Here is a 12,625-nt window from a genome sequence, read left to right on the forward strand (position 1 = left end):
TATTTTTTTACCAAAACAATATTTAAAAAATTCGTAACGTTAAAGTAATTTTTATAAAAAAAGCTACAAAAGAGATTTTACTCTTTTGTAGCTCCTAAATATTACTTATTTAATTTAATTTTCATAATTTCTTCTTCTAAATTCTTTATAAGATTATCAATATCTTCTGTATCTTTATTGGCTAAAATGAAATTTCTTTTTTTAAGCTTTAACTCAACTAATTTTTCTTCTAAAGATTCTAATTTTGCCATCTCAATACACTCCCCACTCAAATTTCTGCAACATACATACTTAGCCCCAACTTTAAAACTTATATTTATTATATAATAAATTGGTCAGTAGTACATAACAAAATTGTTAAATATAAAAATTCAATTTATCGGAAGTGCTTTTTTATGCTCATATATCCGTAAACAGGAACTCCTAGAAGTATTAGAATAAATCCATACATTACAATCTCAGCTCCTGAAGCATATATCGCCCAAGTTGCAAAAGCAAAGCCTATTAAACATCTTATAATTAAACTTAAATGCTTTTTAAAAGTAGGTTTTTTATCTTCTTTAACCATTAATATTATTTCAGCAATAGTTGAAATAGCGTATATTGGTAAGTAACTTAAAGTAGCTAATACAACTATAAAGTTGTATGCACCTGCTAATCCTTTAGTAAAATTCATTAAGAATATAATGTTAATAAATATGCTTCCTATTATTAAAGCTATATATGGAGTATCGTACTTAGGATGTAATTTAGCAAATGCACTAGGGAAAATTCCATCTTCTCCAGCAGCATAAGCAACCCTAGCCGTTGATAATAACCATCCCATACCAGTTCCTAAAATACTAATAGCTATAGCTACATTTAAAACATCTAAACTCTTTAAATTTAAAACTTTAACTATTATATCTGATATAGGTGCAGTACTTGTGGCTAATTCATTTTGACTCATAGCTCCCATAGCCACAATACTTATTAATATATACAACACTGTACTGATCAGCATTCCCATAATAGTACTTCTTTTTACGTTTTTTTCAGGATTTTTTATTTCACCACCTGCAACTGATGCAGTCTCTAATCCCATAAACGCCCATAAGGTTAAGGACGCTGCCATAGGAATAGTAGAAATACCTTTTCCCTCTGGGAACATTGGTGTTAAGTTTGCAGGATTAAAATACATCAATCCAACAATAATAAAGAATACAAATAATAAAACTTTAAAGACAGTTATTACAGAAGTAACTCTCCCCGCTAACTTTGTTCCTCTTATATTTATATAAGTAGAACTCCATAAAATTGCTGAGCAAAATAAAAATCCTACTATTGGGGAATTAGTTAAAGATGTTACTACTTCACCTAAATAAGTTGCAACAACTATAAAAATAGTGGCATTTCCAATCCATGACCCATTCCAATAAAGCCATGCTGTCATAAATCCCATAAAGTTCCCATAAGCTAATCTAGAATACTCATATGTTCCTCCAGTCTTAGGAATTTTTGATCCTAAGTTAGCAAATGTTAAAGCTAATATTAAAGCTCCTAGTCCTGTTAATATCCATGCTATTATTGTAGCACCTGGACCAGAAACACCTGCTAAACTTGCTGGAAGCATAAATATTCCCGACCCCATCATATTTCCAACTACAAGTGCAGTAGCTGTAAATAATCCTATTTCCTTTTTTAATTTAGGTTCTCCCATCTTTTAATCCTCCTAAAAGTGAATAAATCAAAAAATATTGATTTTTAACTATATAAAAAGCTAGTTTATTTCTCCTTTAAATACTTCCATTTATAACTATAATTAAATTTCTACATTTCCTAATTTATTCTCTACAATATAAACTATAAATACAAATCTAATCACTTAAAGAAAATCATAAATTTTAGAACTATATAACTTTAAATCATTAAAGTCAAAAATTTTTTATACACTTTATAAAGACATTTTGAATTTAAGCTATAAAATTATGTTCTATTTTATATTTCTATTTTATATTTCTACTTCATATTAAACTTAATTATATATTAGTTTTTCTCAATATAAAACTTATAATAATAATTAAAATTTAACTATCATAAATAATTATAAATAAAAACATAAATATTTTCTATAAAATATAAATATTTATGTGTTAATTTTTGTAAAAATACTTTAAACGCAGTTAATATATGTTTTTATTTAGGAAATAGCCAAAAACATAGTTCTATATTTTGCCTAATAAAAGTTAGAACCACCTTTATTTAAAAGGTGGTTCTAAAATTAATATACAACAGCACCTAATATTTTAATAAATAAACAATAAGAACTTTATGTTATACTATATCCTAAATATGAAAATGAGATTATCTTTTGTTACTATATTAAATAAATTAGACTGATTAAAGCTTATATTATTTTGCAAAATAAAAAAGCTATGAACTCTGTTCATAGCTTTAATGGTGGAGGTAAGGAGATTCGAACTCCTGACCCCCTGCGTGCAAGGCAGGTGCTCTCCCAACTGAGCTATACCCCCAAAAATGGTGGACCTTCAGGGACTCGAACCCCGGACCTACCGGTTATGAGCCGGTTGCTCTAACCAACTGAGCTAAAGATCCATATTACCTGGCAACCACCTACTCTCCCACACAGTCTCCCGTGCAGTACCATCGGCCTCAATAGGCTTAACCTTCGTGTTCGGAATGGAAAACGGGTGTTACCCTAAAGAGCATCATCACCAGATGACATGTATATGTTATCAAATCTAAAATAATTTGTCAACATATTTTTTGAAAGTTTTTGTTCTTTCAAAATTGCACATATTTAATTTACTATATTTGGTCAAGCCCTCGATCTATTAGTATCGGTCAGCTGAACATGTTACCATGCTTACACCCCCGACCTATCAACCTTGTGTTCTTCAAGGGATCTTACTAGCTTACGCTATGGGAAATCTCATCTTGAGGTTGGCTTCACGCTTAGATGCTTTCAGCGTTTATCCATTCCCGACTTAGCTACCCAGCTGTGCTCCTGGCGGAACAACTGGTACACCAGAGGTCAGTCCATCCCGGTCCTCTCGTACTAAGGACAGCTCCTCTCAAATTTCCTACGCCCGCGACGGATAGGGACCGAACTGTCTCACGACGTTCTGAACCCAGCTCGCGTGCCGCTTTAATGGGCGAACAGCCCAACCCTTGGGACCTACTTCAGCCCCAGGATGCGACGAGCCGACATCGAGGTGCCAAACCTCCCCGTCGATGTGGACTCTTGGGGGAGATCAGCCTGTTATCCCCGAGGTAGCTTTTATCCGTTGAGCGATGGCCCTCCCACGAGGTACCACCGGATCACTAAGCCCGACTTTCGTCCCTGCTCCACTTGTGGGTGTCGCAGTCAGGCTCCCTTCTGCCTTTGCACTCTACGAACGATTTCCGACCGTTCTGAGGGAACCTTTGGGCGCCTCCGTTACTTTTTAGGAGGCGACCGCCCCAGTCAAACTGCCCACCTAACAATGTCCTGTGACCAGATTCATGGCCGCCAGTTAGAATTTCAGTACTGTCAGGGTGGTATCCCAAGGATGGCTCCACTAAGGCTGACGCCCTAGTTTCCTAGCCTCCCACCTATCCTGTACAGACAATACCAAAACTCAATGCTAAGCTACAGTAAAGCTCTACGGGGTCTTTCCGTCCAATCGCGGGTAGCGAGCATCTTCACTCGCACTACAACTTCGCCGGATTTACAGTTGAGACAGTGCCCAAGTCATTACGCCATTCGTGCGGGTCAGAACTTACCTGACAAGGAATTTCGCTACCTTAGGACCGTTATAGTTACGGCCGCCGTTTACTGGGGCTTAAGTTCACACCTTCGCTTGCGCTAAGTGTTCCCCTTAACCTTCCAGCACCGGGCAGGCGTCAGCCCCTATACATCAGCTTACGCTTTAGCAGAGACCTGTGTTTTTGCTAAACAGTTGCTTGGGCCTATTCTCTGCGGCCTACTCTCGTAGGCACCCCTTCTCGCGAACTTACGGGGTCAATTTGCCGAGTTCCTTAACTGTAATTCTTCCGCCGGCCTTAGGATTCTCTCCTCACCTACCTGTGTCGGTTTGCGGTACGGGCACTACTTCTCTCTCTAGACGCTTTTCTTGGCAGCGTGGAATCATGTACTTCGGTTCCGTGGAACCTTCCCCATCACGCCTCAGCATTATGAAAGCGGATTTGCCTACTTTCACTGCCTAAACGCTTAGACTAGCATCCAATAGCTAGCACACACTATCCTCCTGCGTCACGCCATCGATAATAACGATGGTAGTGGTACTGGAATATCAACCAGTTGTCCATCACCTACGCCTTTCGGCCTCGGCTTAGGTCCCGACTAACCCTCAGCGGACGAACCTTCCTGAGGAAACCTTAGGTTTTCGGCCTGTGGGATTCTCACCCACATCTCGCTACTGATGCCAACATTCTCACTCGTAACCAGTCCACCGCTCCTTACGGTACGACTTCAGCCCGGTTACGACGCTCTCCTACCGCTTGAACTAAGTTCAAGCCCGTAGCTTCGGTGGTAAGTTTAGCCCCGTTACATTTTCGGCGCAAGATCTCTCGACTAGTGAGCTATTACGCACTCTTTTAATGAATGGCTGCTTCTAAGCCAACATCCTAGTTGTCTTAGAAATCTCACATCCTTTCCCACTTAACTTACACTTTGGGACCTTAGCTGACGATCTGGGCTGTTTCCCTTTTGACCACGGATCTTATCATTCGTAGTCTGACTGCCGAGCTCAAAGTATGTGGCATTCGGAGTTTGATAAGGTTCGGTAAGCGCTATGCCCCCTAGCCCATTCAGTGCTCTACCTCCACTACTCATACTCGACGCTAGCCCTAAAGCTATTTCGGAGAGAACCAGCTATCTCCGGGTTCGATTGGAATTTCTCCGCTATCCACAGCTCATCCCATGCTTTTTCAACAGCAACGTGGTTCGGTCCTCCACGAGGTTTTACCCTCGCTTCAACCTGGCCATGGATAGGTCACCCGGTTTCGGGTCTACGGCATGCAACTAGTCGCCCTATTCAGACTCGGTTTCCCTTCGGCTCCGTACCTTAAGTACTTAACCTTGCTACATACCGTAACTCGTTGGCTCGTTCTACAAAAAGCACCTCATCACCCTCATAAGGGGCTCTGAGCGGTTGTAGGCACACGGTTTCAGGTTCTATTTCACTCCCCTCCTGGGGTTCTTTTCACCTTTCCCTCACGGTACTGCTTCACTATCGGTCATCAGGTAGTATTTAGCCTTGGGAGGTGGTCCTCCCTGCTTCCCACAAGGTTTCACGTGTCTCGTGGTACTCTGGATCATAACTCGTGGTCTTCTCGTTTCACTTACAGGACTATTACCTTCTACGGTGGAGCTTTCCAGCTCTCTTCAGTTACAATAGCCTCCACTTTTATGTTATGTCCACAACCCCGGAAACAAGTTTCCGGTTTGGGCTCTTTCCCTTTCGCTCGCCGCTACTAAGAAAATCGATTTTTCTTTCTCTTCCTCCAGGTACTTAGATGTTTCAGTTCCCTGGGTTACCTTCATTAAGCTATGTATTCACTTAATGATACATGGGGTTTCCCATGTGAGTTTCCTCATTCGGAGATCTTCGGATCTCAGGCTATGTGCGCCTACCCGAAGCTTATCGCAGCTTATCACGTCCTTCATCGGCTCCTGATGCCAAGGCATTCACCATGCGCCCTTTGTAGCTTGACCTATATTAGTTATAGTTCTCATTTTACAAAGAATAGAAATTGGTTTTGCCAATTTGGCTTGTTGTTTCTATAAATTAAATTATGTGCAATTTTCAAAGAACAATTTTGAGAGATAGTCTCTCAAAATTAAACAGAGATATTATCCAGAATTCATTATCATCTTAGTTATCCTAAGATGTATTCCTTAGAAAGGAGGTGATCCAGCCGCAGGTTCTCCTACGGCTACCTTGTTACGACTTCACCCCAATCGCTGACCCTACCTTCGGCCGCTGCCTCCTTGCGGTTAGCTCACGGACTTCGGGTATTGCCAACTCTCATGGTGTGACGGGCGGTGTGTACAAGACCCGGGAACGTATTCACCGCGACATTCTGATTCGCGATTACTAGTAACTCCAGCTTCATGTAGGCGAGTTTCAGCCTACAATCCGAACTGAGACTGGTTTTAAAGTTTGGCTCCACCTCACGGTATTGCATCTCTCTGTACCAGCCATTGTAGCACGTGTGTAGCCCTACACATAAGGGGCATGATGATTTGACGTCATCCCCACCTTCCTCCTGGTTAACCCAGGCAGTCTCGCTAGAGTCCTCAACTTAATGGTAGTAACTAACGACAAGGGTTGCGCTCGTTGCGGGACTTAACCCAACATCTCACGACACGAGCTGACGACAACCATGCACCACCTGTCACCTTGTCCCCGAAGGGATTTCCTCGATTAAGAGTAATGCAAGGGATGTCAAGTGTAGGTAAGGTTCTTCGCGTTGCTTCGAATTAAACCACATGCTCCGCTACTTGTGCGGGTCCCCGTCAATTCCTTTGAGTTTTAATCTTGCGACCGTACTCCCCAGGCGGAATACTTAATGCGTTAGCGGCGGCACGGAGGTGTTGAAACCCCCACACCTAGTATTCATCGTTTACGGCGTGGACTACCAGGGTATCTAATCCTGTTTGCTCCCCACGCTTTCGAGCCTCAGCGTCAGTTACAGTCCAGAGAGTCGCCTTCGCCACTGGTGTTCTTCCTAATCTCTACGCATTTCACCGCTACACTAGGAATTCCACTCTCCTCTCCTGCACTCTAGATAACCAGTTTGGAATGCAGCACCCAAGTTGAGCCCGGGTATTTCACATCCCACTTAATCATCCGCCTACGCTCCCTTTACGCCCAGTAAATCCGGATAACGCTCGCCACCTACGTATTACCGCGGCTGCTGGCACGTAGTTAGCCGTGGCTTCCTCCTTGGGTACCGTCATTATCTTCCCCAAAGACAGAGCTTTACGATCCGAAAACCTTCATCACTCACGCGGCGTTGCTGCATCAGGGTTTCCCCCATTGTGCAATATTCCCCACTGCTGCCTCCCGTAGGAGTCTGGGCCGTGTCTCAGTCCCAATGTGGCCGATCACCCTCTCAGGTCGGCTACGCATCGTCGCCTTGGTAGGCCGTTACCCCACCAACTAGCTAATGCGCCGCGGGTCCATCTCATAGCGGATTGCTCCTTTGGTTGAAAGATGATGCCATCTCTCAACATTATGCGGTATTAATCTCCCTTTCGGGAGGCTATTCCACTCTATGAGGCAGGTTACCCACGTGTTACTCACCCGTCCGCCGCTAATCCGTTTCCCGAAGGAAACTTCATCGCTCGACTTGCATGTGTTAAGCACGCCGCCAGCGTTCATCCTGAGCCAGGATCAAACTCTCAATTTAAAAGTTTAATCTATACTCATATTACTTATAAAAGAATTGCTGGTTTATGTTAATATCTTCTGTTTAATTTTCAAAGACCATTTCTTCGTCACCCTCAAGCGACTTTCTTAGTTTAACATCACTTTGAAACTTTGTCAACAACTTTTTTTAAAAACTTTTAATTTGTTTTGTTAAGTTGTTTGTGTGTCTCTCAGCGACGAGATTTATCTTACCATATAGTGGCCCTCTTTACTATTCAGTAATATTAATATTTTAAAATTAAATTAAGTTTTCTTTTATTTTCTTTAGTTTTCTAAAAAATACTTATATTGATACACCAGGATTAGTATATTTATATTTTATTTACAATTCAATATAATTTATTGAAATTTATCCCAAATAACAGAATAATTAAACTGCTAATAAATTTTTATATCCTTTTTTTTATTTATGTAATCCTTATTTAAGCTTTTCTTAATTTAGATCTTTTATATAAAAATTAGTTTTTAAATCTATTAGCAGTTATAAAATTGATGATAAATTATTCTTTTATTTTATATTTTCAAATAATATGTTTATTCTATAAAATAGAATAATTATTTTACTCCTAGCTTTTCCATTATTATTAAAGCTGTATCTTCTATAGCTCTTTGAGTTACGTCTATAGTTCTACATCCTATTTTTCTCATTATCCTATCTGCAAATTCAAATTCCTCTAGTATTCTTGAATCAGAAGCATATTCAATATCTGCTGATATTCTATGAAATTTATCTAATCTTCTTTTTCTTATTTCTATAAGCTGAAGTGGATTTATTGTAAGTCCAAATACTTTTTTCTTGTCTATTTCATATATTTCTTCTGGTACACCTACCTCTGGAACTAAAGGTATGTTTATTGCCTTTATTCCCTTATTTGCAAGATACATACATAACGGTGTTTTAGATGTTCTAGATAAGCCTACAAGTACCACATCTGCATTCTTTAATCCTCTATAGTCTTTACTATCATCATATTGCATAGCAAACTCCATAGCCTCTATTCTCTTATAATAAGCCTCATCGGTATTCCACATAGCACCAGGATTATAATCTGGATATTGATTCAATATTGTTGAGGCTACATTTATTATTGGTCCAAGTACATTTATTATATTTATGTTTTTTTCAATGCATTTTTGTGTTAGATATTCTCTAACATTAACAGTTATTATAGTAGATACGATCATACAAGTTTCACACTCTTCTATAGTTTTCATTAAATCTTCTACATCTTCTAAACTCTTAACATAAGGTATCCTTTTAACCTCAGCATTATCTTTAAATTGACTAGCAGCAGCCACAGCTACTTGTTGAGCTGTTTCTCCTATTGAATCTGAAACCGCAAAAATTGTTAACATAAAAATTGCTCCTCTCTTTCATCTAAAAACAACTATATTATTAGTGTTGTTTTTTTAATGTAATTTACTCTCTTTTCCCTTTTAGTTTTTATATTTTATAGCCACTAGAGCTTTTTAACCATAACTTTGTTTAATTTAAATTCTCATAATTGCTATTTATATAAATAAACTATTTAAATTTAATAAGAAAAAATACTTAATTACTTTCTAGCGACTATAAGTAAATGTTCTGTTGAATCCCTAAATCTTTCATCTTCACATTTTTCAGTTGCTACTTTTAATAAATTAAAGTATATTTCCTTATCCTCTAAATAATATTTAGTCATATAGAATGCTTGTCCACTTAAAAAACTTTCAGCACCAGCTCTACTTAATATATCAAATCCAACTTCATTAACCTCGTTAATTGCCTTTTCTGGTACAGTAAAATATGTTTCAGTAAAAGATTCTTCCTTGCTAAATGACTTTTCATCAAATAGCTCATATATTTTATCTATATTTTTAAATTCTTGAGGAAAATCTGAAAGACCTACTCTTAAGACTCCTAAAGAATTTATGTAAGTTATTAATATAACACCACCTGGCTTTAATACTCTCTTACAATTCTCTAATATTCTGATTCTGTCTTCTTTAGATTGAACATGATACATAGGCCCCATTAGAAGTATACCATCGTAAGAATTATCATCTAAAAAGTCTAAATATAATGCATCACCACAAATATAATTATCTGCCTTTAATCCTAAAGCCTCTATATTCTTTTTAGCCATATCTATAGATTTGTTTGATATGTCCATTAGTGTAACTCCATACCCTCTCTTTAATAACTCTATAGAGTATCTCCCTGGTCCTGAGCCTATATCTAATATTTTACTCTCATTAGGAAAGTATTCTTTTATCATGTACATAGTACTAAATAACTCTAATCTATTATAAGGATCATTTAATCTAAGCCACTCATTTTTACTATTTTCATTGTAATAGTCTCTAATAATATCTGTCATAAAACACCTCATTAATTAATATGTGTGATAATTTATATATTCTTTTAAAATTCTATTTATCCTCTTTAATTATAATAATTAACTATGTTAAAATTGATTTAGTTTGATTAATTTCAATACTATAAACTTAAAATTAATTTAATTTATTACTGTAAAAATTTTTTTACTACTTACTATATAGGATTAAAATTAAGTTAATTAAATATAACAATGGTATATTTTATAGGGAGGTAATCATGAATAAGAAAAAGTGGGTAACTATTGCAATACTACCTATAATGTGGTTAATTTATTTCTTATTTGAATTCTTAACTGGAAGAGTTGAAAATAATTCAGAAACTTTTATGATGTTATTTCTAGCACTTCCCTTTGCATTAGTAGGATATTTAATCTATGATTTATGGAATAAACATAAAAATGGCTTTAGCAATAAAACTTTATTATGGTTATTTGCATTTTTAATGATTTTAGACCAAGGAGTAAAATTTATAATCTATAAATGGTTCTTTAACACTAATTTTGATATTATAGGTAAATTTTTATCATTTCAGCCAATAATAAATACAGATGGTTCTTGGATAAATGTAAGATTTGGAGCAGGAATAAGCTTTGGATTTCTTATAATATTAAACTTAATAGCTTTAGTTATATTCTTTGAAGCATATAGATATTATGTACATAATGGACATAAAGATTTTAATGCAGATATGTGTATAGTCTTTATAATGGCTGGAGCTTTATGTTCCTTAATAGATAAAATCTTTTATGGAGGAAGTTTAGACTTCATAGGAATAAGTAATTTATTCATAGCTGATTTTAAGGATATATATATAAATCTAGCTATATTATTTTTCTTACTATGTATTTATTTCAATGATTATTGGAAAGATGATAAACCTAGTACTTTAAAAGATGATTTTGCTTCAATAAAAAAATTCTTTATTTTTGCTAAAAATGATTTATTAAAGAATATTCTTAGAATTAAAAAATAGTATATTTGTAGGATATTACAAAATTCATATAATTTCCTATTTAGCATGGACAAAGCTTCTTATTGTGATATATTTAAGGTGTAGAGAATTTACTGTTTATGAGAGGAGAGTAGCTATGCTAGTAAGATGTATAGATAATTCATTATGCTCAAGCCTAACTTTTGGTAAAGAGTATGTTGTAATTGAAGAAGGAGATAAGTACTACGTTGTAGTTGATGATAAAAACAAGGAAATTACAACTAAAAAGCAGAGATTTGAAGTTATCGAAGATAGTGATTTAGCTAAAAAGGCCAAAGCTACTATAAATGAACTTAACTTTCAACTTAATAACGAATTTAAAGATATTAAAGATTTTAAAGTTAGAACTAACTCTAAAGGAGAAATCAAAGAAGTTATCATTAAATTCAAGTACGAATAAGCTATTTACAATTCACACTTTAAATATAAAAGAGATATTATGTGTAAACATAATATCTCTTTTTTTAATTTAACTATATACTAAATACTAAGATTTTTTCCCATTAGTTACTGGCTTAGTAGGTGCTTCTGGTTTAACTATACTATTAAAATATTGAACCCATTTATTTTCATTATCAAAAATAACATTGTTATCAATATCTAAAGTTTTAAAATCTTTAATCCAATCTGGAGAATATTTTATTGCTACTGGCAATGTAGGCATTATATTAAACTTTTGTGCTAATTCTAATTGGATCTTTGGGCCAGCAACAAACTCCATAAATAATTCCGATGCATTAGGATTTGGTGCTGTTTTTAAAATCCCTGCACATTCTGTTACCACAGGTACTCCATCTGGGAAATCAATTCTTACAATATTAGCATCATCTTTATATTTTTTATTTAACACATCCAAAGGAAGTATTCCTATTGGAGTCTCTTTTGTATTTAAAGCTGTAGCCAATTCATCATAATTATTAAAGAATGTAGCCACATTTAACTTTAAATTTTGTAAAAAAGTATTTCCTACATTATCATCATTATTTGCAGCCTTACTTAAATATGATGTTGTAGCAGAGATAAAGTATTTTGTATAATCATTATTTGAGTTCACCATAATTAACTTATTAGTTAATTTTCCACTTCCTAAATCAACTAAATTCTTTGGTACAAGATTATCTGGTAGATTTGTCTTGTTATAAGCAACAACTATAGGATTTCTATAAATTGAATACCAATATCCATCCTTATCTCTATAGTTTTCATCCACATCTCCAAACCAACTTGTTTTATATCCTTGTAAGAGATTATCTGAAGCTACTTTTTTATATAATTCACTATTTCCCCCTAAAACAACATCAACATTTGAATTTTTGAAATCATCCTCTTTGATTTCATCTTTAACTTCATATTTTACAGTTATTCCAGTTTCTTTTTTAAATTCATCAGCAATATACTTCATAACTTCATCAGGATATTTACTTGTTACTACTATAGTATCTTCTAAAGTCTTTCCCTTTGATCCTCCACAGGATACCATTGAAAATGAAAATATCAGAAGTAACCCTAATGATAATATTTTCTTTATCCCTTTCATTACTTTCCTCCCAAATTCTATTAAATATAATCCTAAAAATCTTTTTATATTTACTATTTAAGTATAAATTATTTTTCAAGTAATTTATAGAATAATATATTTTTATACACAAAAAAACCTCTCTTATTAGAGAGGTTTTGGTGATCTGCCAGGGAATCGAACCCTGGACACCGTGATTAAAAGTCACGTGCTCTACCGACTGAGCTAGCAAATCATAAGACCTGGCGACCACCTACTCTCCCACACAGTCTCCCGTGCAGTACCATCGGCTTCTAAAGG

Annotated in this window: 7 protein-coding genes, 3 tRNA genes and 3 rRNA genes; 2 read left to right on the plus strand and 11 right to left on the minus strand. The window is 35.8% G+C overall.

The genetic code is table 11. The annotated features are described in order from the left end of the window. Positions 1 to 101 precede the first annotated feature (101 nt). The 9 genes from AC2JAQ_RS16440 to AC2JAQ_RS16480 all read right to left on the minus strand — a co-directional run bounded on the left by AC2JAQ_RS16440 (position 102) and on the right by AC2JAQ_RS16480 (position 9,799). The gene (locus AC2JAQ_RS16440; protein ID WP_488458817.1) at positions 102 to 251 is read right to left on the minus strand and encodes a hypothetical protein; all 150 of its coding nucleotides are present in this window, start codon (positions 249 to 251) and stop codon (positions 102 to 104) included. Positions 252 to 376: 125 nt separating this feature from the next. After that, positions 377 to 1,699: an APC family permease gene (locus AC2JAQ_RS16445; RefSeq protein WP_488458818.1), complete on the minus strand. Its 1,323-nt coding sequence runs from the start codon at positions 1,697 to 1,699 to the stop codon at positions 377 to 379. Between the two features lie 738 nt (positions 1,700 to 2,437). Continuing rightward, positions 2,438 to 2,513 (minus strand) — tRNA-Ala (locus AC2JAQ_RS16450). Positions 2,514 to 2,518: 5 nt separating this feature from the next. Then, positions 2,519 to 2,595 (minus strand) — tRNA-Ile (locus AC2JAQ_RS16455). 5 nt (positions 2,596 to 2,600) lie between these two features. Next, a 5S ribosomal RNA gene (gene rrf / locus AC2JAQ_RS16460) occupies positions 2,601 to 2,719 on the minus strand. Between the two features lie 95 nt (positions 2,720 to 2,814). Beyond that, positions 2,815 to 5,719: ribosomal RNA gene (locus AC2JAQ_RS16465) — 23S ribosomal RNA — on the minus strand. 187 nt (positions 5,720 to 5,906) lie between these two features. Continuing rightward, positions 5,907 to 7,419 (minus strand): 16S ribosomal RNA (locus tag AC2JAQ_RS16470). Together the 16S, 23S and 5S rRNA genes with 2 tRNA genes alongside form the textbook arrangement of a ribosomal RNA operon. A gap of 575 nt (positions 7,420 to 7,994) precedes the next feature. After that, complete coding sequence (locus AC2JAQ_RS16475) at positions 7,995 to 8,795, minus strand: pyruvate, water dikinase regulatory protein (RefSeq protein ID WP_488458819.1); 801 nt, start codon at positions 8,793 to 8,795, stop codon at positions 7,995 to 7,997. A gap of 200 nt (positions 8,796 to 8,995) precedes the next feature. Further along, positions 8,996 to 9,799 carry a class I SAM-dependent methyltransferase gene (locus tag AC2JAQ_RS16480; protein ID WP_488458820.1) on the minus strand — a complete coding sequence of 268 codons (804 nt, stop codon included), beginning with the start codon at positions 9,797 to 9,799 and terminating at the stop codon, positions 8,996 to 8,998. A gap of 236 nt (positions 9,800 to 10,035) precedes the next feature. On the opposite strand from AC2JAQ_RS16480, the gene AC2JAQ_RS16485 reads away from it, so the two are divergent. Then, a complete protein-coding gene (locus AC2JAQ_RS16485; protein WP_488458821.1) occupies positions 10,036 to 10,791 on the plus strand; it encodes a signal peptidase II in 756 nt (251 codons plus the stop codon). 115 nt (positions 10,792 to 10,906) lie between these two features. Continuing rightward, a complete protein-coding gene (locus AC2JAQ_RS16490) occupies positions 10,907 to 11,209 on the plus strand; it encodes a hypothetical protein (protein ID WP_488457302.1) in 303 nt (100 codons plus the stop codon). An 87-nt stretch (positions 11,210 to 11,296) separates the two neighbouring features. On the opposite strand, the gene AC2JAQ_RS16495 is transcribed toward AC2JAQ_RS16490, so the two are convergent. Together AC2JAQ_RS16495 and AC2JAQ_RS16500 are read right to left on the minus strand one after the other, a co-directional pair. Beyond that, positions 11,297 to 12,346 (minus strand): ABC transporter substrate-binding protein, encoded by a 1,050-nt coding sequence (locus AC2JAQ_RS16495; RefSeq protein ID WP_488457301.1) that lies wholly within the window; start codon positions 12,344 to 12,346, stop codon positions 11,297 to 11,299. Between the two features lie 138 nt (positions 12,347 to 12,484). Continuing rightward, positions 12,485 to 12,560 (minus strand) — tRNA-Lys (locus tag AC2JAQ_RS16500). Between the last annotated feature and the right edge of the window lie 65 nt (positions 12,561 to 12,625).

This window comes from Clostridium sp. LIBA-8553 (assembly GCF_057782465.1).

What these genes read in the sequence shown, in the direction of transcription:
- AC2JAQ_RS16440 (WP_488458817.1), bottom strand. Translation starts at nt 251, where the DNA reads ATGGCAAAATTAGAATCTTTAGAAGAAAAATTAGTTGAGTTAAAGCTT.
- AC2JAQ_RS16445 (WP_488458818.1), bottom strand. Translation starts at nt 1,699, where the DNA reads ATGGGAGAACCTAAATTAAAAAAGGAAATAGGATTATTTACAGCTACT.
- AC2JAQ_RS16475 (WP_488458819.1), bottom strand. Translation starts at nt 8,795, where the DNA reads ATGTTAACAATTTTTGCGGTTTCAGATTCAATAGGAGAAACAGCTCAA.
- AC2JAQ_RS16480 (WP_488458820.1), bottom strand. Translation starts at nt 9,799, where the DNA reads ATGACAGATATTATTAGAGACTATTACAATGAAAATAGTAAAAATGAG.
- AC2JAQ_RS16485 (WP_488458821.1), top strand. Translation starts at nt 10,036, where the DNA reads ATGAATAAGAAAAAGTGGGTAACTATTGCAATACTACCTATAATGTGG.
- AC2JAQ_RS16490 (WP_488457302.1), top strand. Translation starts at nt 10,907, where the DNA reads ATGCTAGTAAGATGTATAGATAATTCATTATGCTCAAGCCTAACTTTT.
- AC2JAQ_RS16495 (WP_488457301.1), bottom strand. Translation starts at nt 12,346, where the DNA reads ATGAAAGGGATAAAGAAAATATTATCATTAGGGTTACTTCTGATATTT.